This is a genomic window from Aquisalinus luteolus (assembly GCF_009712425.2).
GTDB classification, from domain to species: domain Bacteria; phylum Pseudomonadota; class Alphaproteobacteria; order Caulobacterales; family Parvularculaceae; genus Aquisalinus; species Aquisalinus luteolus.
This window is the reverse complement of the sequence record NZ_VCJR02000002.1, coordinates 394,418-415,993: the sequence shown is the minus strand read 5'-3', so window position 1 is coordinate 415,993 and position 21,576 is coordinate 394,418. Positions and strand designations below refer to the sequence as shown.

The window sequence follows — 21,576 nt, the reverse complement described above, 5'->3', positions numbered from 1 at the left end:
TAGACCTAACGCCATGGTTAGCACTGGTTTAACAGCAAGCTCGAAATCACCCTGAACCATGATGCGAGCTGTGGTGTTTTCAGGGCACAATGGCAAATACGCAACGACAACAGACTGTCATCGGGCAGAAAGGCGTGTGGCTGTTTGCGGCACTGCTTCTGGCGGGGCTCATCGCTATCGCCTTTGCCTTTTCACGCAATAACGTCACCGACCGGGCCGATGGGCCCGGTGCGGCCGATGAACTGATCGTGCTGACCGTGAATGGCCCCGCAACCTATCGCCAGCGGGATGGCCGGGAAACGGGATATGAATATGCCCTCACCAATCGGCTTGCGGGCGACCTCGGGATCGATGTGCGTTACGAGATTTTCGACAATCTTGATGCATTGACCAGAGCCATTGAAAACAATGAGGGCCATATCGCTGCTGCCGGACTTACCAGGCGTGAACGTGCTGAAACAGACGTTCCTTACGGACCAGCCTACAAGAATGTGACGCCCCAGATTGTGTGCCGCCGGGGCGGATCTTTGCCTGCTGATATCGCGGACCTTGAAAGCGTGGAGATTGCGGTCGTCGCGAACTCCGGCAGCGAGGAATTGCTGCTCGAGCTTACCGGATCTGAACAGGCTTTCTGGCAAAGACGAAATGTCACCTCGGCCATGCCCCTGCTGCGAGAGGTCAGCGAAGGCCGTGTCGATTGCGCCGTCGCAGAATCTCACATCATTTCGCTTGCGCGGCTTGATTATCCAGATCTCGCCCTCGCCTTTCGACTGGGCGATGAAGACCGTCAGCTCGCATGGCTGGTCGCGCCAGAGGCGGACAGCCTGCAGGAGTTTCTGCCAGGCTGGATGCAGTCCCTGCACGAAGATGGCACGCTGGAAGATCTTGACGAGCGCTTCTTCGGACACCTGGAAGATTTCGACTACCTGAACATCACGACCTTCCGTGAGCGTATCGATACACGCCTGCCGGATTACGAAGATCATTTCCGCGATGCGGCAGACATGGAGAACCTCGACTGGACCCTGCTCGCAGCCCAAGGTTATCAGGAATCCCATTGGGACCCCAAGGCGAAGAGTCCAACCGGCGTTCGCGGCCTGATGATGCTGACACGCCCAACAGCGCGGGAGCTTGGCGTCGAAAACCGTCTCGACCCGGTACAGAGCATTTATGGCGGGGCGGACTATATGGACCGACTATACAACAGACTGCCCGATGCCGTGACCGGTTATGACAGGCTGTGGATGGCGATGGCCGCCTATAATGTCGGCTACGGTCACCTGCTTGATGCACGCCGCCTCGCCGACCGTCGCGGGCAGGACAAGAACAAGTGGCGCGTCATCGATGACATGCTGCCCCTGCTGACCAAAAAACAGTATTACTCGACCGTGCCCCATGGCTATGCCCGCGGGTATGAGCCGGTTCACTATGTCAGGCGTATCCGCGAATATGACGATGTACTGACCAACAATATCGCCAACCCTGAACAGCCGCCTTTCGTCATCGAGGACAACAGCATGCCCGCAAACGAGCCGAATATGGCAGAGGAAGAAAATCTGGCTGAACAGGTGTTACCCCCGCAGTAGCAGCAAGCGCTATCCGCTTAAATATCCTTGCGAGCACTGTAAATTCTCCCTCGACGCCCCCACATGAGAGTGAAACGGAGGATTTTCCATGGCACGTCCCGTCACGATCACCCTGTCTCACGACCTCGGCAAGGAAGAGGCCCGTCGCCGCATCGAGGAAGGCTTTGCCAAGCTGAAAGGCGCCATGACCGGCGGCATGATGTTCAAGTTCCGGGAAAGCTGGGAGGAGGACAAGCTGTCCTTCACGGCCAAGGGGCTGGGCCAGACCATTACCGGCGAGATCGATGTCTTCCCTGCCCATGTGCGCATCGTGGCGACGCTGCCGGGCCTGCTTGCTTCCCTCGCCGAAACCATTTCCGGCAAGGTAGAGCGCGAGGGCAGGCTGCTTCTGGAGAAGAAATAGCCCGCCCTGTATTGTTATTCACCCTGATAGGCGATCGGCAGGTCCTGTCTCGACAGGTCGAGATAGCGCCGCGCAAGCATAGTCTGCCTTGTCGTGCGATCCATCTCCTCACCGGCAATGATGACAGTCGTTGGCCGTGACGTCAGCTCCAGCGGATCACCGTCCCAGATCACGATATCGGCGGTCTTGCCGGCCTGGATCGTGCCGAGCTCGGCTTCCAGACCCCAGATGATCGCCGGATTGAGCGTAATCGCCGCGAGTGCATCCTTGTGGCTCATGCCATAGGCAACGGCATTGCCGGCCAGCTGGGTCAGTGCCCGCAAGTTATGCGTGTATCCGATATCGGAATCGTAGAAGGACACGCGAACACCCTCCTGCTGCAACATGGCAGCATTGGTGAGGGTCGCGCCCATCGCCTCGAACCGGACAGGCAGGTTCTGAAGCGGATTGATGATCACCGGAATGTCGGCCAACGCCAGTTCCTCCGCGACCATCCACGCTTCGCGGGCAGACAGAAGGACCAGATCAAGCCCGAACTCGCGCTGCATCTCGATCAGGCGGCGAATATCGGGCGCGCTTTCTACCTCGACCAGCAGCGGCTTTTCGCCATTCACATATGGCACGAGCGCTTCGAGGTCAGGGATTGTCAGCTCACTGACATTCGTCATGTAGCGATAATCCTCCGGCGCCTGCGAGTAACGCCGGGCCTCGTTAAGATAGTAACGCAGAAGCGCGATGGCCCCGGCCTTGGTATCACCGGCACGGTTCGCACCGGCCTGGCCCATGGCGACATGCTGGGCAACGCAGGACTTCGTCACGGGGTCGATACTGCCCGACAGGTCGATGACCATGCCGCAGCCGCCGAACAGCTTGCCGCCCGGGTCGGGTGTCGTATAGGCACGGGTCACGCCGCCGGCTGCGTTGATCGGAATAATTGAGCTGGATGTGTTGAGCGCATCCTCGGCGTTCAGCGAAGCGGACAGCGGGAAGCCGCGGTCAGCACGGCGGTCATTGCCTTCGTCATTGCCGCCGATTTCCTCGATACCCAGGGCAGACACCGGGGCGAACAGGCCGGGGGTCACCGGCATGCCGCCTGCATCGATGATACGGAACTCATCGCTGGGCGGTGTTACGTTGGCGCCAACGGCAACGATACGACCGTCATTGATGATGATGGAGCCACTGCGGATCGTGCGCGGATTTTCCGCCGGACCTGCCATGTGGATCTCTGCATTGATGATCGCGATCGGCTCTGCCTGTGCATAGGCTGGATGCCCCACTGCCAGGGTGGCGGCGGCACAGAACACGCTGGCGGTTACGGCAAGCAATTTCTTCATTTCAGAAAGCATCCTCATTGTCCCGCCCCTCCGGTTGTCGTGTTGTCGAGCTGGCCGATCTCAAAATCGGTCCGTGGGCTGATTTCCGGATTCTGGCGATCAAACATCAGCGCCCCGTCGATGAAGACCTTGTCGGTCTTCGTGTAGACAGAGAACGGGTCACCATCCCACAGCACCACGTCGGCCATCTTGCCGGCCTCTAGCGTACCGGTCTCGTCGAGGATACCCATGGCCTTGGCCGGGTTCGAGGTGATCCAGCTGATTGCTTCTTCCGGTGCGATGTTCAGGCCCAGATTGTTGCCATCGGCCATCGCCTTTGCCGTTTCCTGGTTCAGGCGCTGGATGCCCATCTCGGAGTCCGAATGGATGATCGTGCAGCCGCCGGGCTGGGCATGAATGAGAGCCGCATTTTCCGGCACCCCGTCATAGGACTCCAGCTTGAAGCCCCACCAGTCCGCCCAGACGGAGGCGCAAATGCCATTTTCCGCCAGCTTGTCAGCGAGCTTGTAGCCCTCGACAACGTGGTGGAAGGCCGTGACCTTGTAGCCGAATTCCTCAGACATATCGAGGATCTGGGCCATTTCATCAGCACGGTAACAATGCATGTTGACGAGAATGTCGCCGGACAGGACACCGGCCAGCGTTTCGTTCTTCAGGTTCCGCTCGGGCGCATCCTTGCCTTCCGGGTCATCGAGATAGTCATCCCATTTCTTCTTGTAGGCTTGGGCGTCGATCCACGCAGCGCGATAGCCAGCCATATTGCCCATGCGGGTAGACGGACCAGAGTTCGAATAGACCCGCTTGGGGTTCTCGCCGCAGGCCATCTTCATGCCATAGGGCGCGCCGGGAAACTTCATCTCCTGCGCGGTACGGGCCGGTACGTTTTTCAGCGTTACCGCACGGCCACCGAAGAGGTTCGCCGAGCCGGGCAGGATCTGCAGCGAGGTGATGCCGCCAGCCAGCGCCCGGGTAAAGCCCGGGTCCTGCGGCCATACCGAGTGCTCGGCCCAGACATTGGCCGTGTTCGGCGAGGTCGCCTCATTGCCATCGGACGTCGAGCTGAAGCCCGGTGACGGATAGACCCCGAGATGGGAGTGATTGTCGATCAGACCGGGGGTTACGAACATGCCGGCCCCGTCAATGGTGACGATATCGCCTTTGGGCGCATCGATCTCGCCTGCCGGGCCAACCGCCTCGATCCTGCCGTCGCGCATGAAAATCGAGCCGTTCTCGATCTTCTCGCCAGTACCGGTATAGATCGTTGCGCCGGTGATCAGCGTCGGCTGGGAGGCATAGCGCTCATAGGTCGAAGGATAGGGATTGGTCAGCATCGACTGGACTTCGCCCTTGTCGGCCTTTGCCTCTTTCTCCTCGCCGCCGCAGCCAACCAGTAGCAGGCATGCGGCAAGGGCTGCCCCTATCCCCGCAGAACCCGTCAGTTTATCGATCATCTGTAAACCTCGCTCTTGTTCAGGCTCCCACCTTAGAGATCAGGCCGTGTCTGACAAGCGCCCACCGACAGAAGTCTGACGTCACGGTGTTCAATTTTCCGAAATAACGACCACAGCATCATCCGGGTCGCATTGTGCCCTGAGGGCGGTTATAAATTGCTTCTTTCGTAGTTCTTCGGGGAGCGGACTGGATGAAAGTCATCATACATGGCGGTACGCACAAGACCGGCACCACCTCGCTTCAGTCTGCCCTGAAGAAACACCGCCTGCGACTGCTGGACAGTGGCATCTGGTACCCCCGCGATGGCGAACAGCAATCCCATTTCCTCCTCAACGTAAAGCGGCAGGGGTGGAATGATACGGCGCTGAAAAAGACCATTGCAGCGGTCCGGCGAAAGGGCGCCCACACGATGATCCTTTCGATGGAAGGCGTTTCGACCTTTTCAGAAGACTATTTCAGGCGCCTGACCGCCTCGCTTGAAGGGTGCGAGCTTGCCTATGTTTTTACCTTCCGCCACTGGAGTCAGTATCTGCCGTCACGTTGGCGGCAATATCTTCGCCGCCGCGACAGCCAGACCCTGCGACAATATCTGGATCGCATCGTGCAGGATGATCACATAGACTGTCGCCCGGATCGCATACTGGATAACGCCCTCGGCAGCGGGAATTGCGCGGTGAAGGCCGTCTCCTATGACCACGCTGTCGCGGATGATGGCAGCGTCCTTCGGCCCCTCTATGCCGCCTTCGGTTTCGGTGAGGACCTGCAACAGGCATTGCTGAGCGAGGAACCATGGCTGCATCAGTCGACCGAGACGGAGCCATTCGAAATCTTCAGGCTGATCAATGGCGTGATCGCGGACATGCTGGGACTGCCGCAGGACGATAATTATCACGCTGTCCTGCAGGGCCGGGTCATCGATGTGCCGTTCATCCTGGGCCGACAAAAACTGCCCGTGGAAATCATAAGCCGTGCAAGAGAAATCATCCCGGCACAGGATGAGCACCTGCATTTCGGTGAAGGGTGGCAGATATCGGAGAGATTGAGCCGCTTTCGTCACCTGTTCACCAATATCGGTGACCGCCCGATCTTCCCGGACGTGCCAGTCACGGACCTGACCTGCAATCCCGCACAATGGCAGGATATTGCAGGGGACGACATGATCCGCGCCTTTGCGGAAAATCAGTTACCAGCAATCCTGGAAAGGCTGGAAAAGCGCCGCGCAGCAACCGCTGAGCACATGTCCTGATCATTATGCCGGGGTACTGGGCCGGTGCCCCCCGCCCCGCACCACGGAACGGGCCGCCATCCTTCCTGTTAGCAACAGGTTAGACAAGACAGGAGAAACGCCATGAGCCGTGAAGGCCCCCTTACCGAGAACTCATCGCTGGAACGCCTGCGCCGCGAGGTCAGCAATCTCGAGCCGAAGACAAAGGCCGAGACACGCCAGCACAGTCAGGAAAAGCAGCCAAACAAGGCTGGCGGCAAGTCCGCTGGTGGCAGCAAAAGCTGATACCTGCTCTTTACTGGCCGGTCTGGAATACCCGGACCGGCTGCAGCTTCAGCCCGTCCAGACGGCAGATCGCGACGGCCTCGTCATGATGCATGGCAAGCACGGCCTCGATCTCCCCGGCCCGGTCGCCGCGAATGCCCTTGGCAACCGGCGGCGGCACGATGGCCGGCTGGCCTGAGCGGAGACGCCCGGCATCAGCGCCGGTAATCGCCGCTGATGGCAGGTCGGCAAGACCTGCCTCAACCGGTTCCAGAAACGAGTCCAGGTCAGCTTGCTCCAGCATGTCGCGATGAACGTCCGCGGCAAAATCCTTGCCGGTCAGTTCCTCTATCGTCACCGCCATCTCTTCCGTGAACGGACCGACGGCCGTGCGTCGCAGGGCACTGACATGGGCCTGCGTTCCCAGCGCCTTGGCTATGTCGCGGACAAGGGCCCGCACATAGGTGCCTTTGCCGGTGACCGCCTCAAACACCGCATGATCTGCATCCGGCATATCCACCAGAATGAAATCGTGAACCGTGATGGTGCGCGCATCCAGCTCGACCTTTTCGCCATCGCGGGCAAGGTCATAGGCGCGTTCGCCGTCGACCTTGATCGCTGAAAAGGCAGGCGGAACCTGGTCGATGTCACCAATGAAATCCGGCAGGGCCGCTTCGATCTCCGCACGCGATGGCCGCTTGTCGCTGGTTGCGGTGACCTCGCCCTCCGCATCGTCAGTCGACGTTGCCTGCCCCCAGCGGGCGGTGAACCGATAGCGTTTCAGCCCGTCCTGGACGAAGGGAACCGTCTTGGTTGCCTCGCCGAAGGCAATCGGCAAGATGCCTGTCGCCAGCGGGTCGAGCGTGCCGGCATGGCCCGCCTTGTTCGCATCGAACAGCCACCGCAGGCGGCCAACGGCCTCGGTCGAACCAACATCATAGGGTTTGTCGAGGATCAGCCAGCCATTGACCGGCCGGCCCTTCTTGCGCCGTCTTCCCATCTTCTCACCCTTTGCGCCGGGCAAATCCGGCCGTCAGTGGAAACAAAAAGGGCAGCACCGGTTCGGACGGTGATGCCCCTTGAAATAATTTCGACGGGTTGAACCACTCCGGCGGGTCCGGGTCAAGAGTACCCGAGCCAGCCATATGGAAAACGCCTTGTTGTCTTACAGCTTGTGGACCAGCTGCTCTGCGTCATAGCCGTAACCGATCAGCAGGCGGTCAAGGTCGTTGTCTTCCTCGTGGATCTGCTCAAGGATTGCCTTGTTGAACATCGGCGGCAGCGGGAACCACTTGGCCGAACCGGCCTTCCAGCGCATCAACAGCATCGGGGCTTCTTCCTCAATACCGTAATCGGCGGATTTGAAGCCGGCATAGCCGATCTCGAAAGGCTGGTTCTCAAAGCCCGGGAACAGACGGACCATGGAGGTCTCATCGGCGGGCTTGTCGGCATTCTTGGCAAGAGGCGCTTCTGCCGGCTTTTCCTCGGCAGGCGCATCAGCAGCAGCTTCGGTTTTCACCTCTGCCGGCTTTTCTTGTGCTTTCAACTCCGGCACCACGGCCATATCGAGTTCGCTCTTCAGGTCGCGGCGCGTCTCGGCGACCTTGTCGCCCTGCAGGTCCTTCTGACCGGCATCGGTGCTCACGTCTTTCTTCTTCGACTTGAAAAATCTCATTGTACCAACCCCAATTACTGTGTCCCCATCACAGACACCAATTTCGCTACACTATCACAGCGAACCCGTTTGACCAGAGGCAAATGCCTCCCGCCGCGGGGTGTCGTCGTAACATCATGAAACCGTTGGGAAAACCGCACAGCCCCGTTCCGTCAGGACAGGGATCCCGCCTCAGTCATCGTCCTGCGAGGGCAGGTCGCGCCTGACCTCGGGCCGGGAGAGCAACTGGTCGATATGGCGCGCCGTATCGAAGCTGTCATCATAGCGGAAGGTCAGCTGCGGCGTGAACTTCATGTCGATCCGCTTGCCCAGTTCCCCGCGCATATGCGGCGCAGCCTTGTTGAGGGAGGCGACGACCGCCGGTCCGCGCCGGTCATCGGCCAGGGCACCGCCAAGGGCCGTGCAGAAAACCGTCGCCTGCTTAAGGTCAGGGGCGGCGCGCACCTCCGTCACCGTGACGGACACGCCCTGCAGTTCCGGCTCGCGCAATTCCTCGCGCTGCAGGATTTCGACCAGGGCATGACGGATCAGTTCGCCGGCACGAAGCTGGCGCTGGGAGGGACCGCGGTCTGAAGAAAATCTTTTTGCCATGCGCCACACATAATGGGGAGGAACGGCGAGTGCAACGGGCCTGCGACCTGCGCCTATTCGTAAACGCTTTTCCAGTCGTCGGCCTCGTCCTCGAACAGCCAGAGCATGGCATCGCGATAGACATCGACGATGCTGGCCGAGTGGGTGCCGCCGGGCACGCTCGCCATCTCCAGCCGCCAGGGCAGGCTTTCCTGCCCTTCCAGATGGGCGAAGAGATCCAGCGCCTCGCCGCGCAGCCGCTCGATGTCGTTTTCGCCGGAGGAGAAATAGAGATTGGTGCCTGCGTCCGGCATGGCGGCGTAGTCGGCATAGAAGCTTTCAGTATTGGGGCGCAAAGACGGGTTAGACGCGATCATGCCCCAGAACAGCTCCGGCCGCTCCCGCGCCGCATAGAGCACGAAATGGGCACCGCGCGACTGGCCGACGATGATTCGGCGCTCAGGATCGGCACGATAGCCCATATTCACATGGGCAAAGACCTCTTCCTCGATGAACTTCAGATAGGTGTCGGCACCATGGCCATATTCTTCCGGCATGGCGGCAGCGATATCTTCCGGCAGGGGTGGCGTCGAATAATCCTCATACCGATAATTGCCCTCGCCGAAAGAGCCATAGCCGATACCGACGACAATCGCGTCCGGCACCGGCAGGTCGTAGTGCAATAGCAGGTGGTAGGAGCCGAGCATGGGAAACAGGATGTCGCCATCGAGCAGGAAGACGACCGGCCAGTGCTTGCCCGGCTCCTCGTCATACTTCTCCGGCAGGCGGATGAAGATCTGGTGCTCGCGGCCTGTGTGCTTCGAGGTGACGACATGGTGGTCGGCAGGCGCAAGACCCGGCAGGGCATCGAGCGCGCGATATTGCGCGGCGGCGGGTGTGGCGAGAGCAGTGATGCAGGCAAGCAGGGCCAGGATGGTCAGGCGGACAGGCATACGGGCAGACATGGGTGATCTCCTCTCGCAAGGGAAGATAGCGGTGAAAATGACAGGTGACCAGTAAGGATGGCGGGGTGTTCCACCGGTGCCGATCTGTCAAGGACGGCCCTTCAGGGCCGCCGCCTCCGGCGGGCTACGCTCCTTGACTGATCGTCGCCGGTAGAACAATGGGCAGCCATGCCTGTAAGACAGATTCTGCCTTACAGGCACTTGGCGAAACTTTTCCTACAGCGGTATCGCCGCGAGCGGATTGCCCGAAGCGTTGAAAGACATCCGCCTTCGCCAAGGCTACGGCGCGACTGAGGGGGCCCGTGGGAGCGCTACCGGCTCCATAAGCAAAATAATAAGTGTAGGTAGCCTCACGTTGCGCCTTTTGACTCAGGGGGGCGGTGATCTGGTGCGGGGCCGATACCCAGCTCTCCCGTCCAGCCAGCTAAAGACTGGAACACCGCTCGGATGGACGATGCGGTGAGGCGGAAAAGCGATTGATCCAGCGAATCAATCGCCCGCCGAACGCGCCACCGTTCGCCTGAAATTGGGGCCCGATCCCCAATTTCTGTAGGCTCACCCTGATGCACCAATGCTCCGTGCAGGTCACACTTCGCGGTCAGCGCCTCCGCCAGGTCCTCACCCGGCTTGGGGAGAGTTATAAGCGGGGTTCAGTGCGGCGGGGATAAATTTTACTTCTGACATGCTGAATTCATTATGAGTGGAGTCACAGGGCCTAAACCATGTCATGTCTTACTGGACAATAAGCTCGACGGCTGGCGCCTTTGACAAGACGAAATCAAAGAAGACGCACTTACCGGAATGGACGTCAGCGACTCTCTCACCCGCAGAATTGTAGAGATATTTCTCTCGCTGCTCATCTGACAGCTCCTCGAGGCGATTAATGTAAATAGCCCCTATCTCATATTCTCCCGGACCAATGCCCAGATCAGCAACAGCTATTGAGACTGTCTCCGAAATCCTTTCGCCGGGAGCCATGTACACGGCCTTTTCAATAGGGATCAATCCTCTAATCCTGAAAACACTATCCAATAAAGGGTCCGGGGTTGAATTCGCCGGGTCATAGTCGTTGAAAGGAATTTCTCGCGTATCAATGGAGCGACTTCGGTCCGCCAAGAGTACCTTTTCACGATCCAGTATTTCCACCGCGTACAATATTATGGAACGATCTTCCCCCTCCAAATCGAGACCATGAACATATGCGCCACGATCCGGAATGATCCATTGAACATATTCTGTGCAATCCGGATCATTCCGACAAGTGCGTTCGCGGATCTCATTGCTCAGGACATAGCTTCTGTACGGATCGTATTCGAGACTGAAGTCCAGCGTAATTGTGTCTGACAATTGAACCAGACTTTTGTCTGACGAAACCCGAAGCTTCAGGGGATCACCATCGGCCGGCTTTACCGGGCAAGGATCATCAGGGTCATACCATTCCGGCACTTCGTAGATTATTCTTTTGTCAGGGGTAGATGTGAGCTGTTCGCCAGCTGGGCCTTTTTCAGTGTCTGCCCGCGGTGAGCTACCGCCAATCTGAGCATAAGATGCTTCGAGGCCAGCAGCTGCCAAAAGAATACTGAACAACAGGATACGCATAGCTTGCAGGCTCCAGTTTTTTGCACGCGCAAAGATTGAACGAGCCTAGCCTGCAATCTCAGAAGAAAGCTACCCCTTCCCGTGTATCCCGCATTCCGTCTTGGCCTGGCCGCGCCAGCGGCCGGAGCGGACGTCCTCGCCGTCGGCGACGGGGTGGGTGCACGGCCAGCAGCCGATGGAGGGGAAGCCTTGTGCCACTAGCGGGTGGGATGGCAAGTCGTGTTCCTTGAAGTAGGCATCGACCCGATCCGGCGTCCACGAGACGATCGGGTTCACCTTGAAATGCTTGCCCGCAAATTCGAAGGCGGGCAGGCGTACGCGGGCGCCGCCATGGAACTGCTTGCGGCCGGTGATCCATGCCTCGTACTCCGACAGGGCGCTGTCGAGCGGGCGCACCTTGCGCAGGGTGCAGCAGGCATCTGGGTTCTTGCGCCACAGATCGCCATCCGGGTCTTCCTCGGCGACCTCTGCCTTGACCGGCTTGATCTCCTGCACATTGGTCAGGCCAAGCTGGGTGGAGAGCTTCTTGCGATAGGACAGGGTCTGGGCGAAATGCTTGCCGGTCTCAAGGAAAATAACCGGGACGTCGGGCGCGACCTGCGCGGCGAGGTGCAAGAGTACGGCGGATTCGGCCCCGAAGGAGGAGACGAGCGCGATCTCGCCCGGGAATTCCTCTTTCAGCGCGGCATGGAGGATCTCCAGCGCGTCAGCACCGGCGTATTTCGCGGACAGCATCTCTGCCCGCTCCTCGGCAAGGGAGACGGTCTTGGGCGTTTGCAGCTTGATCACCGATCCGGACATATTTTTACTCCGTGTACCCCGTTACCCTTTTATCCCCGCAGCGGCCAGACGCTCTTTTTCGGTCGCCCCTGAAAGCCCGCGCAGGCGCCACAACGCCGTGCCCTTGACCCCCGGCTGGTAGAACAGGTCGAAATCCTTAAGGGATTTCTCGAAACCTTCAACCCCGCCGGAGCGCTCCAGCACGCCATCGGCAAGCTCGAACGAGGTGAAGCCGCAACGGGCCATGAACAACACCTGGTCGCGCAACACGTCGCCCGCCGCGCGAATATCGCCCTCAAAGCCATAGCACTCGCGCAGGGTGCGGGCCTGTGTATAGGCGCGGCCATCCTTGTATTTCGGGAAGTCGAGCACGATCAGCTCGAGACCCGACGGGTCAAATTCCTCCGCCGCCAGATTGATGTCATTGGCGATGCGCACGGCGGTGCCGCGCGGCTCCTGCGCCTGCCACACCCCAAAGTCGGGAATGTCCTGCGCCGCCTCGGCGTTGACGCGTGCGAGGGTTTCGTTTTCCAGTTTAAGCAACATAAAGCGCTTCCTTGAATGGGTCCGGCCCGAGCCGGCGATAGGTATCGACAAAGCGCTCGCCGTCAGAGCGCTCGCCTAGATAGAAAGAGATGAGATTCTCGATCGCATCGACCACTTCATCCGTGGACAGACCGCGCCCGACGATCTCGCCGATCGAGGCATCCTCCGCCGCCGAGCCGCCAAGGGTGACCTGATAGAATTCCTCACCCTTCTTGTCGACGCCGAGAATGCCGATATGGCCGACATGGTGGTGGCCGCAGGCATTGATGCAGCCGGAAATCTTGATCTTCAGCTCACCGATGTTTTCCTGTCGGTCGAGATCCTCGAACCGCTTCTGGATGCGCTGGGCGAGCGGGATGGAGCGGGTGTTGGCAAGGTTGCAATAATCAAGCCCCGGGCAGGCGATGATATCCGACACCAGCCCGGCATTGGACGAGCCAAGACCGTAAGGCGCGAGCTTTTTATAGATTGCGTGGAGGTCCGCCTTTTTCACATGGGGCAGGACGAGGTTCTGCTCGTGCGTGGTGCGCACCTCATCGAAGCAGTGTGTCTGCGCGATATCGGCGATGAGCTCCATCTGCTCCGAGGTGATATCGCCTGGCGCCATCGAGGTCGGCTTCAGCGAGATGGTGACGGACGCATAGCCCGGCTGCTTGTGGGCGCGGACATTGTGGCGCACCCAGCGGGCGAAACCCTTGTCGCTCTTTTGCGCGCTGTCGAAATCGCCCGTGTCCAGATCATCTTCGAAATCCGGCGCAGCGAAATAGGCATGGATGCGCTCGATCTCATCGCCCGGCAGGTCGATGCGCGACTTGTCCATCACCGCCCACTCGGCCTCGACCATATCGCGGAAGGCTTCGGCGCCCAGCTCGTTGACGAGGATCTTGATCCGCGCCTTGTAGATATTGTCGCGGCGGCCAAGCGAGTTATAGACGCGCAGGATCGCCTCCAGATAGGAGAGGAGGTGATCCTTGGGCAGGAATTCGCGAATGACCTGGCCGATATAGGGCGTGCGCCCCAGCCCGCCGCCGACCAGCACCTCGAAGCCGACCTCGCCTGCCTCGTTCTTCTTCATATGCAGGCCGATATCGTGGACACGCACGGCGGCGCGATCCTCCGGCGCGGCGGTGACCGCGATCTTGAACTTGCGCGGCAGGAAGGAAAACTCAGGATGAAATGTCGACCACTGACGGATGATCTCGCACCACGGGCGCGGGTCTTCCAGCTCGTCGGCACCGGCACCCGCGAACTGATCTGAGGTGACGTTGCGGATGCAATTGCCCGACGTCTGGATCGCGTGCATCTCGACCTCGGCCAGATGGTCGAGAATGTCGGGGATATCGGTCAGCGCCGGCCAGTTGAACTGGATGTTCTGGCGCGTGGTGATGTGGCCGAAATTCTTGTCATAGGTACGCGCGATGAAGGCGAGCTTGCGCAGCTGCGCGGCATTGAGCGTGCCATAGGGGATGGCGATGCGCAGCATATAGGCATGCAGCTGAAGATAGACGCCGTTCATCAGGCGCAGCGGCTTGAACTCGTCTTCGGTGATGTCGCCCTCGACCCGGCGCGCGACCTGGCCGCGGAACTGGGCGACACGGTCGGCAACGATCTTGGCGTCGAATTCGTCGTAGCGGTACATTACAGAGCCTCCGTACGGGAATAATTGCTCTTGATCGTCGGGCCGGCGGAGCGGATCGTCTCGCGCAGCAGGGCGCGGCCTGCGGGCACGACCGTGTCGCCGTCCTGCACCACATCCATCAGGTACGGGCCGACGACAATCGTTTCCTGCGCCGTCGCCTGTTCCAGCGCGGCGAGGGCGTCATCCCCCTCGAACACCGCCGCACCGCGCAAGGCATCCTGCCACGAGCCGTCGTCATACAGATAGACGGTGATACCATCGGACAGGCGGTTGGCGGTGACGGCCTTCTCACCTTCATTGCGGCCTTTTTTCACGCCGCCAGTTGAGATTTTTACCGGTTTGTCAGCCATATTACGCTCTCATTCTTTGCGGTTCGGCCAGATCAACGAGGCCACGGCCATCGGCTGCGGCGGCAACATCGCCGATGATCAGCACTGCCGGTCCTTCGATACCGCCAGTGACGATATCTGCGCCGAGGCTATCGAGCCGGGTGCGGATGATTTTCTGTTCAGGCAGCGATCCCTTCTCGATGATCGCAGCAGGGGTTTGCGCGGCCATGCCGGCGTCGACGAGATTGCGGGAAATCGCGCCCGCCGTGCCGACGCCCATATAGACGACGAGGGTGTGGCCGAGATCTGCCAGTGCCTGCCAGTTCAGGTCGGGGTCCGTGTCGCCTTTTGCGTGCCCCGTTACAAACGTCACCGCCTGCGCATGGTCGCGGTGGGTCAGCGGAACGGAGGCTGCCGCGCCGCAGCCGGTTGCCGCAGTGATGCCGGGCACGACCGCAGCCGGGATACCCGCCGCCTTCAGCGCTTCCAGCTCCTCGCCGCCGCGCCCGAAGATGAACGGATCGCCGCCCTTCAGCCGCACCACGCGCTTGCCCTCGCGGGCGAGCTTGACCATCAGCGTACCGATGTCTTCCTGCGGCATTGAGTGGTCGGATTTCTTCTTGCCGACATAGACGCGCTCGGCGTCGCGGCGGATCATCTCCATGATGCCGTTGCCGACCAGCGCGTCATGCAACACAATGTCGGCCTCCTGCAGGATGCGCAGGGCCTTGAGCGTCAAGAGTTCCGGGTCGCCCGGACCGGCACCAACGATATGAACGAAGCCTTTGGCTGAATCCTGCGGACGGTTCAGCTGCGCGACCATTTCCTCGCGCGCATCCGCCTCGCGGCCCGACAGGAACAGGTCGGAGATCGTGCCGGAGAAGACATTTTCCCAGAAGCGGCGGCGAAGAGCTGGCTCAACCTTGGCGGTCACCGCATCCCGGAATGAGCCCGCAAAGGAAACGAGGCCGCCAAGGCGCTGGGGCAACAGCGCCTCCAGCTTCTCGCGGACCTGGCGGCCGAGCACAGGCGCGTTGCCGCCGGTAGAGATGCCGATGGCAAGGTCGCCGCGCTCGACGATGGACGGCACGACGAAATCACACAGCTCCGGTCGGTCGACGACATTGACCGGCACGCCAGCGCCTTTGGCGGCGAAGGCAACGGCTTCGTCAGCGTCGGCATCGCCTGTCGCGGCGATGACAAGCACGGCATCGCCATCGGTATCGACGGCGGCGAATGGCTTGTGCAGGAATTCAGCGCTTTGGCCGAACTCGGCGATCAGCGCATCATCGAATTCGGTCGCGACGAAGACGAGCCGCGGACCGGCCTTGGCCAGCAGCCGGGCCTTGCGCAGGGCCAGCTCACCGCCGCCGACGATCAGCACGGGCTTGTCTTTTACGTCAAAAAACGCCGGGAAATAGCGCACGTCGCAGAACCTTTAGAAAAACTATTCAAAATCACAAACGCCGGGCGGACCCGGCTGATGCAAGCGGAACCTAGGCACTCTTAGCCATGGAAACAATCGAAATCTCTTGGTGTATCCGATAGAAAATCTATTTTTTTGCGAATTTTCTGCTTTTCAGCGCTCTCGTGATGGCATAAACACGCTTTCGTGACTCTTCAGATTAGAATTTCTATTTAACAAGGCCCCTCTATACATTTTGGGGCGAGGCCCGACATGAGACGATTACCCCCCTTGAACGCCCTGCGCGCCTATGAGGCCGCCGCCCGCCACCTGTCTTTCACCAAGGCAGCCGAAGAGCTGAACGTGACCCCCGGCGCGATCTCGCAGCAGATCAAGGCGCTGGAGGACTATCTCGGCGTGCCAGTGTTCAAGCGCCAGAACCGCACGCTGCTGTTGACAGAGGAGGCGCAGTCGAGCCTGCCGATCATGCGCGATGCCTTCGACAAGCTGGCGACGGCGGCGAGCCTGCTGGCCTCTGGCGCCGACCAGGGCAAGCTGACCGTCTCCGTCGCGCCGTCCTTTGCCTCGAAATGGCTGGTGCCGCGTCTCGACAGCTTCCAGGCCGCCTTCCCCGATATCGACGTCTATGTTCATGCCAACATGAACCTCGTCGATTTCGCCGCCGATGATGTCGATGTCGCGATCCGCTATGGTGGCGGCACCTATGACGGGCTGACGGTGCACAAGCTGATGGAGGAACGGATCATCCCCGTCGCCTCCCCCGCCCTGATGCGCGGCGAGCACCCGCTGCACAAGCTGTCGGACCTCGCCTTTCATACGCTGCTGCATGACGGCTCGCCGGACAACGATGAAGACTGCCCGACCTGGCCGATGTGGCTGCGCGCGGCAGGCGCGAAGGACGAGAATGGCGAGATCCTCGACGGCACGCGCGGGCCCCGCTTCAACCAGTCATCGCTGGTGATCGAGGCGGCGGTCGCGGGCAAGGGCGTGGCGCTCGCAAAATCAGCTCTTGCGCTGGCGGATCTCGAAGCAGCGCGGCTGGTGATCCCGTTCGATTTCACCACGACGACGGACTTTGCTTACTATGTCGTCCATCCGCCCGCGAAAGCCGCGCTGCCGCAGGTGAAGGCCTTCGTCGACTGGGTGCTGAAACAGGCAGAGCCGGAAGAAACGCCGGCCTGAGGGCAACTGCTTTTTCGACTCGACAAGACGCATATGTTCTGCTTATGTTCCCTTGCCGCTCAGGATGGAGAGAACAATGATCGGATACGTAACCCTCGGCACGAATGACCTGCAGAAAAACGCCCCCTTCTATGACGCGATCGCGGCGGAGATGGGCATCAAGCGGATGATGGATTTCGAGACCTTCATCGCCTGGGGCACGCCGGACGGCCCCGCCGGTGTGGCGCTGACCATGCCCTTCGATGGGGAACCAGCGACCGTCGGCAATGGCGTGATGGTCGCGCTTCAGGCAAAGGACAAGGACCAGGTCCACAAGCTGCACGAGATCGCCCTTGCCAATGGCGGCACCTGCGAGGGCAAGCCCGGCCCGCGTGGCGAGGGTTTCTATGCCGCCTATTTCCGCGACCCGGACGGCAACAAACTGAACGCCTTCATCATGGGCTGACATTAAAAAAGGCGGGGCAAAACCCCGCCTTTTCTTATTGGTGATGGAGGGCGCCGATCAGCTTTCGACACCTGCCTCCTTCATTTTCTCTTTGACCCGGTCATGGGTTTCCAGAACGCCCGGCTTGGATTGCGGCGACATCAGCGAGACCACATAGATCGCGATCCACGAGATGATGAATCCCGGCACGATGGAATAGAGTTCCGCGTTCAGTGGCCGCATGTCACCGCCTGCCTCTGCTGGCGGCAGCACCGGCACATAGGTCCAGAACAGGACGATCACCGCGCCCAGCACCATGCCGGCGAGCGCGCCCCAGCGGGTCATCTTGCGCCAGTAGAGAGAGATGATGACCAGCGGGCCGAAGGCCGCACCAAACCCGGCCCAAGCATTCGACACAAGATCAAGCACGGAGGAATTACGGTCATAGGCAAGGAAGATCGCGACCAGCGCAACGCCGATCACCGACAGGCGGCCGACGATGACCAGTTCCTTGTCGCTCGCCCCGCGGCGCAGGAACAGCTTGTAGAAATCCTCCGTCAGCGAGGATGAAGACACCAGCAGCTGCGAGGAGATCGTCGACATGATCGCCGCAAGGATGGCGGCAAGCAGGAAGCCGGCGACCAGCGGGTGGAACAGCACCTGAGACAGGAAGATGAAGATCGTCTCAGGGTCGGCGAGGTCGCCGCCCGTCCGGGTGATATAGGCAAAGCCGACAAAGCCGGTCGCCAGCGCGCCGATGATGGTGACCAGCATCCAGCTCATGCCGATATTGCGCGCAGTCGGGATATCCTTGACCGAGCGGATCGCCATGAAACGCACGATGATGTGCGGCTGGCCGAAATAGCCAAGGCCCCAGCTCATCAGCGAAATGATGCCGATCAGCGTCATGCCCTGGAACAGGTTTGTGCGGGATGTATCGATCCCGTTGACGATGCTCATCGTCTCACCCCAGCCGCCAAGATTCATGATCGCCACGATCGGCACCATGACGAGGGCGATGAACATGATGCACCCCTGCACGAAGTCGGTGATCGACACGGCCATGAAGCCACCGAACAGCGTATAGGCGACGACGACACCTGCGGTTGCCCACAACCCGATGCGATAGTCGAAGCCGAACGCTTCCTCGAACAGGAGGCCGCCGGCAACGACGCCGGATGACGTGTACACCGTAAAAAAGATGATGATGACGATGGCGGAAATGATTTTCAGGAGGTGGTGATTGTCCTCGAACCGCTTGGCGAAATAGTCCGGGATCGTCACCGCGTCATTGGCCTCGACCGTATAGACCCGCAGGCGCGGCGCAACGATGAGATAGTTGCACAAGGCACCAATCAGGAGACCGATGGCGATCCAGCTGGCCGACAGGCCCGAGACATACATCGCCCCCGGCAGGCCGAGCAGCATCCAGCCCGACATGTCGGATGCCCCTGCAGACAGGGAGGTGACCGCCGGGCCGAGCTTGCGCCCGCCGAGCATGTAGCCCTCGACGTCCTCGTCGGTATTCAGATAGGAATAAAGTCCGATCCCCAGCATCACGACGAAATAGATGCCGAGAGAGATCAACTGACCAGTTTCCATTTATAACCCTCCGAACTAATCCCCGAACCCGTGCGTTCCCCTGACGGCACCCGGCGATCCGGCCACGCGGGCCGTATATGAAACACAATATGTCTTTCATGCCGCGCCCATGGGACGCGGCCTGCTCGCGAAGAGACTTAAGGCAATCCTGCCAAAATTCCAACCGTGGGCGAACAAACCATCAACATCGAGATCGTTGTGTACGGAGCATGATGTAGAGAAGCGTCTAAGAAAAAGCCCCGCACGATGGCGGGGCTTTTCCTGTTTCCTTATGTATCAGCCTATTCCGAATGGCTGACCGGCTCTGCCTCTTCCATGCCCCATAGTTTCAGGGCGAAGGCATAGAGGTGGGCGCGCTCTTCCAAGCGCTCGAACCGGGCCGCCGAGCCGCCATGGCCGGCCTCCATGTTCATGCGCATCAGGAAGGGCCCGCCCTCGGCACGGTCACGAAGGCGCGCGATCCACTTTGCAGGCTCCCAATAGGTGACGCGATAGTCGGTCAGGCCGCCCGTCGCCAGGACCGGCGGATAAGCAACGCCCTCGCGGATATTGTCGTAAGGCGAATATTCCGCGATCCAGGCATATTCGTCGGCACTCGTGATCGGGTTGCCCCATTCCAGCCATTCCGGCGGGGTCAGCGGCAATGTCTCGTCGGAGATGGTGTTGATCACGTCGACGAAGGGCACTGCACCGAGGACACCGGCAAACAAGTCTGGCTGCAGGTTCACCGCCGCCCCGACGAGGAGGCCACCGGCCGACCCGCCATAAATGACGATGTCGCCCCTGGAGGTGTAGTCCTTCTCGACCAGCATCTCACCTGCACGGACAAAGTCGGTGAAGGTGTTCATCTTCTTGTCGAGCTTGCCGTCGAGATACCATTGCTGGCCCTTGGCCGAGCCGCCGCGGATATGCGCAAGGGCATAGATCACGCCGCGATCGACCAGCGGCAGGATACCGGTGGAGAACGAATCCGGGATATACGCCCCGTACGAACCATACCCGTAAAGCAGCACGGGTGCGCTGCCATCAAGCGGGGTGTCCTTCAGGCGCAGCACCATGACCGGGATTTCAGCCCCGTCATCGGCAACCGCCGTCAGCATTTCGACCACATAGAGGTCCGGATTGTGGCCGGACGGCACTTCCTGGGTCTTGCGCAGCTCGCGCTCACCCGTCGCCATGTTGTAGTCGAAGGTCTGCTCGGGCTGCGACGGCGATTCATAACGCACCCGCAGCGTATCGGTGTCATACTCACGACCCGAGGAATAGCCGGCAGCGAAGGCAGGCTGGTCGAAATTGATCGGCGTCTCATTGCCATCGTAATCGGAAATGACGATGGCCGGTTTGGCGTCGGAACGTTCCGACCAGACGAGGTAGTCGGCGAAGGTCGTCATGGAGGAGATCAACGTCCCCTCCTCGTAAGGCACGACCGTTTCCCAGTTCTCCCGCGCCGTCTCGCCGACCGGTGTACGGACGATCTCGAAATCGACCGCATCGCCGCGATTGGTGCGCACGTACCACCAGTCGCCATGATGGTCGGGGTAATATTCCTCACCCTGCTGACGCGGTGCGAACAGGGCCGGGTCGGCGGTCGGATCATCGGCGGGGATCGTGTACCACTCTGTCGTGATCTGGTCGCCAACATAGATCATGATGTAATCGCCGGACTGGGACTTGCCGAGGCCGAGGAAAAAGGCGTTGTCATCCTCCTCGTAAATGACCGGGTCCTCAGCTGCATCCGTGCCGAGCACGTGATATTTGACGCGTTTCGGGCGCTGGTTGTCGTCGCGCTCGATATAGAAAAAGCTGCCGGAATCCGCTGCCCAGGCAACGCCGCCATCGGTCGAGGTAATCTCGTCGGCCATTTGTTCGCCGGTTGCAGCGTTGCGGACATTGATCGTGTAATATTCAGACCCGAGACGGTCTGCCGACACGGCAATCAGCTCGTGGTCGGGGCTGTTCGACACGGTGCCGATGGAGAAGAACGGCGAGTCGCCCTCCTCGGCATCGCCGTCATAGAGAACCTGCTCTTCGCCCGTTTCGATTAGCGTACGCCCGAAGATCGGGTAGTTTCCGCCTTCGCGGAAGCGCGTGAAATATTCATAGGGACCGTCCTTAACCGGTACTGAGGTGTCGTCCTCCTTGATCCGGCCGCGCATCTCGGCCACCAGCGTCTGGCGCAGGCCATCAAGATCGGCGGTCATGGTCTCGTAATAGTCGACCTCGGCCTCCAGGTACTCGCGCACATCCTCGCGCAGCACGCTCGGGTCGCGCAGCACCTGCTGCCAGTTGTCGTCACGGATCCAGGCATATTCATCGGTCCGGGTGATGTCGTGCTGGGTGATCTCGACCGGTTCTTTCCTGGCGGTCGGCGCGGTCGCCTCCGGCCATTCGACGGGGGTATTCTCGCTGGTCATGGTTTCCTGACTTTGGGTGTCTGGTTGGGCAGTCTCTTCTGCGGGGGTGCAGGCCGCAATCGCGGTCATGGCGGCCCCGGCGACAAGGAAAATAGGCAGTTTCATGGAAAATCCCTTCCTCTCGGCATGAATCTGCCCAAGAGACTAGCTCGCACCTG

General features: G+C 60.3%; 20 protein-coding genes. 6 read left to right on the top strand and 14 right to left on the bottom strand.

What is annotated here, in order from left to right:
* Positions 1-89 precede the first annotated feature (89 nt).
* Positions 90-1,586, top strand: coding sequence for a membrane-bound lytic murein transglycosylase MltF (gene mltF, locus FF098_RS10500; RefSeq protein WP_155140249.1), 1,497 nt, complete (start codon positions 90-92; stop codon positions 1,584-1,586).
* An 88-nt stretch (positions 1,587-1,674) separates the two neighbouring features.
* Positions 1,675-1,989, top strand: a complete 315-nt coding sequence (locus tag FF098_RS10495) for a polyhydroxyalkanoic acid system family protein (protein WP_155140247.1) — start codon at positions 1,675-1,677, stop codon at positions 1,987-1,989.
* A 14-nt stretch (positions 1,990-2,003) separates the two neighbouring features.
* Here the strand turns inward: FF098_RS10495 and FF098_RS10490 are convergent, their stop codons facing one another.
* Both FF098_RS10490 and FF098_RS10485 read right to left on the bottom strand, forming a co-directional pair.
* Positions 2,004-3,326 (bottom strand): amidohydrolase family protein, encoded by a 1,323-nt coding sequence (locus tag FF098_RS10490; RefSeq protein ID WP_166426475.1) that lies wholly within the window; start codon positions 3,324-3,326, stop codon positions 2,004-2,006.
* A 14-nt stretch (positions 3,327-3,340) separates the two neighbouring features.
* Positions 3,341-4,777 carry an amidohydrolase gene (locus FF098_RS10485; RefSeq protein ID WP_155140243.1) on the bottom strand — a complete coding sequence of 479 codons (1,437 nt, stop codon included), beginning with the start codon at positions 4,775-4,777 and terminating at the stop codon, positions 3,341-3,343.
* Positions 4,778-4,968: 191 nt separating this feature from the next.
* On the opposite strand from FF098_RS10485, the gene FF098_RS10480 reads away from it, so the two are divergent.
* On the top strand, positions 4,969-6,024 hold the full coding sequence (locus FF098_RS10480) for a hypothetical protein (RefSeq protein WP_155140241.1): 1,056 nt from the start codon (positions 4,969-4,971) through the stop codon (positions 6,022-6,024).
* A gap of 102 nt (positions 6,025-6,126) precedes the next feature.
* Positions 6,127-6,288 (top strand): hypothetical protein, encoded by a 162-nt coding sequence (locus tag FF098_RS10475; protein WP_155140238.1) that lies wholly within the window; start codon positions 6,127-6,129, stop codon positions 6,286-6,288.
* A 10-nt stretch (positions 6,289-6,298) separates the two neighbouring features.
* On the opposite strand, the gene truB is transcribed toward FF098_RS10475, so the two are convergent.
* From truB to cysG, 10 genes are all read right to left on the bottom strand, one after another.
* Entirely contained in the window at positions 6,299-7,267 is a 969-nt protein-coding gene (gene truB, locus FF098_RS10470; protein ID WP_155140236.1) for a tRNA pseudouridine(55) synthase TruB, read from the bottom strand.
* Between the two features lie 165 nt (positions 7,268-7,432).
* A complete protein-coding gene (locus FF098_RS17550) occupies positions 7,433-7,942 on the bottom strand; it encodes a hypothetical protein (protein WP_188544098.1) in 510 nt (169 codons plus the stop codon).
* A 171-nt stretch (positions 7,943-8,113) separates the two neighbouring features.
* Positions 8,114-8,533: a 30S ribosome-binding factor RbfA gene (gene rbfA, locus FF098_RS10460; protein ID WP_155140235.1), complete on the bottom strand. Its 420-nt coding sequence runs from the start codon at positions 8,531-8,533 to the stop codon at positions 8,114-8,116.
* Between the two features lie 53 nt (positions 8,534-8,586).
* Positions 8,587-9,477, bottom strand: coding sequence for an alpha/beta hydrolase (locus tag FF098_RS10455; protein ID WP_155140233.1), 891 nt, complete (start codon positions 9,475-9,477; stop codon positions 8,587-8,589).
* Between the two features lie 732 nt (positions 9,478-10,209).
* Positions 10,210-11,076: a hypothetical protein gene (locus FF098_RS10450; RefSeq protein WP_155140231.1), complete on the bottom strand. Its 867-nt coding sequence runs from the start codon at positions 11,074-11,076 to the stop codon at positions 10,210-10,212.
* Between the two features lie 69 nt (positions 11,077-11,145).
* A complete protein-coding gene (locus tag FF098_RS10445; protein ID WP_155140229.1) occupies positions 11,146-11,877 on the bottom strand; it encodes a phosphoadenylyl-sulfate reductase in 732 nt (243 codons plus the stop codon).
* A gap of 21 nt (positions 11,878-11,898) precedes the next feature.
* Positions 11,899-12,402, bottom strand: coding sequence for a DUF934 domain-containing protein (locus FF098_RS10440; protein ID WP_155140227.1), 504 nt, complete (start codon positions 12,400-12,402; stop codon positions 11,899-11,901).
* Positions 12,392-14,041: a nitrite/sulfite reductase gene (locus FF098_RS10435; RefSeq protein WP_155140225.1), complete on the bottom strand. Its 1,650-nt coding sequence runs from the start codon at positions 14,039-14,041 to the stop codon at positions 12,392-12,394. Before FF098_RS10435 ends, FF098_RS10440 begins: the two co-directional genes overlap by 11 nt.
* The gene (locus FF098_RS10430) at positions 14,041-14,391 is read right to left on the bottom strand and encodes a DUF2849 domain-containing protein (protein WP_155140223.1); all 351 of its coding nucleotides are present in this window, start codon (positions 14,389-14,391) and stop codon (positions 14,041-14,043) included. The genes FF098_RS10435 and FF098_RS10430 overlap by 1 nt, the downstream gene beginning before the upstream one ends.
* Position 14,392: 1 nt before the next feature.
* Entirely contained in the window at positions 14,393-15,796 is a 1,404-nt protein-coding gene (gene cysG, locus FF098_RS10425) for a siroheme synthase CysG (RefSeq protein ID WP_166426474.1), read from the bottom strand.
* Positions 15,797-16,048: 252 nt separating this feature from the next.
* On the opposite strand from cysG, the gene gcvA reads away from it, so the two are divergent.
* Complete coding sequence (gcvA, locus tag FF098_RS10420; RefSeq protein WP_155140221.1) at positions 16,049-16,978, top strand: transcriptional regulator GcvA; 930 nt, start codon at positions 16,049-16,051, stop codon at positions 16,976-16,978.
* 76 nt (positions 16,979-17,054) lie between these two features.
* On the top strand, positions 17,055-17,423 hold the full coding sequence (locus tag FF098_RS10415; protein WP_155140219.1) for a VOC family protein: 369 nt from the start codon (positions 17,055-17,057) through the stop codon (positions 17,421-17,423).
* 57 nt (positions 17,424-17,480) lie between these two features.
* On the opposite strand, the gene putP is transcribed toward FF098_RS10415, so the two are convergent.
* Positions 17,481-19,004 (bottom strand): sodium/proline symporter PutP, encoded by a 1,524-nt coding sequence (gene putP / locus FF098_RS10410; RefSeq protein ID WP_155140216.1) that lies wholly within the window; start codon positions 19,002-19,004, stop codon positions 17,481-17,483.
* Positions 19,005-19,285: 281 nt separating this feature from the next.
* Complete coding sequence (locus FF098_RS10405; RefSeq protein ID WP_205967470.1) at positions 19,286-21,523, bottom strand: S9 family peptidase; 2,238 nt, start codon at positions 21,521-21,523, stop codon at positions 19,286-19,288.
* Positions 21,524-21,576: the final 53 nt, after the last annotated feature.

Bases quoted from the DNA above. Each gene is read 5' to 3' on its own strand.
- mltF (WP_155140249.1), top strand. From the start codon at position 90: ATGGCAAATACGCAACGACAACAGACTGTCATCGGGCAGAAAGGCGTG.
- FF098_RS10495 (WP_155140247.1), top strand. From the start codon at position 1,675: ATGGCACGTCCCGTCACGATCACCCTGTCTCACGACCTCGGCAAGGAA.
- FF098_RS10490 (WP_166426475.1), bottom strand. From the start codon at position 3,326: ATGAAGAAATTGCTTGCCGTAACCGCCAGCGTGTTCTGTGCCGCCGCC.
- FF098_RS10485 (WP_155140243.1), bottom strand. From the start codon at position 4,777: ATGATCGATAAACTGACGGGTTCTGCGGGGATAGGGGCAGCCCTTGCC.
- FF098_RS10480 (WP_155140241.1), top strand. From the start codon at position 4,969: ATGAAAGTCATCATACATGGCGGTACGCACAAGACCGGCACCACCTCG.
- FF098_RS10475 (WP_155140238.1), top strand. From the start codon at position 6,127: ATGAGCCGTGAAGGCCCCCTTACCGAGAACTCATCGCTGGAACGCCTG.
- truB (WP_155140236.1), bottom strand. From the start codon at position 7,267: ATGGGAAGACGGCGCAAGAAGGGCCGGCCGGTCAATGGCTGGCTGATC.
- FF098_RS17550 (WP_188544098.1), bottom strand. From the start codon at position 7,942: ATGAGATTTTTCAAGTCGAAGAAGAAAGACGTGAGCACCGATGCCGGT.
- rbfA (WP_155140235.1), bottom strand. From the start codon at position 8,533: ATGGCAAAAAGATTTTCTTCAGACCGCGGTCCCTCCCAGCGCCAGCTT.
- FF098_RS10455 (WP_155140233.1), bottom strand. From the start codon at position 9,477: ATGTCTGCCCGTATGCCTGTCCGCCTGACCATCCTGGCCCTGCTTGCC.
- FF098_RS10450 (WP_155140231.1), bottom strand. From the start codon at position 11,076: ATGCGTATCCTGTTGTTCAGTATTCTTTTGGCAGCTGCTGGCCTCGAA.
- FF098_RS10445 (WP_155140229.1), bottom strand. From the start codon at position 11,877: ATGTCCGGATCGGTGATCAAGCTGCAAACGCCCAAGACCGTCTCCCTT.
- FF098_RS10440 (WP_155140227.1), bottom strand. From the start codon at position 12,402: ATGTTGCTTAAACTGGAAAACGAAACCCTCGCACGCGTCAACGCCGAG.
- FF098_RS10435 (WP_155140225.1), bottom strand. From the start codon at position 14,041: ATGTACCGCTACGACGAATTCGACGCCAAGATCGTTGCCGACCGTGTC.
- FF098_RS10430 (WP_155140223.1), bottom strand. From the start codon at position 14,391: ATGGCTGACAAACCGGTAAAAATCTCAACTGGCGGCGTGAAAAAAGGC.
- gcvA (WP_155140221.1), top strand. From the start codon at position 16,049: ATGAGACGATTACCCCCCTTGAACGCCCTGCGCGCCTATGAGGCCGCC.
- FF098_RS10415 (WP_155140219.1), top strand. From the start codon at position 17,055: ATGATCGGATACGTAACCCTCGGCACGAATGACCTGCAGAAAAACGCC.
- putP (WP_155140216.1), bottom strand. From the start codon at position 19,004: ATGGAAACTGGTCAGTTGATCTCTCTCGGCATCTATTTCGTCGTGATG.
- FF098_RS10405 (WP_205967470.1), bottom strand. From the start codon at position 21,523: ATGAAACTGCCTATTTTCCTTGTCGCCGGGGCCGCCATGACCGCGATT.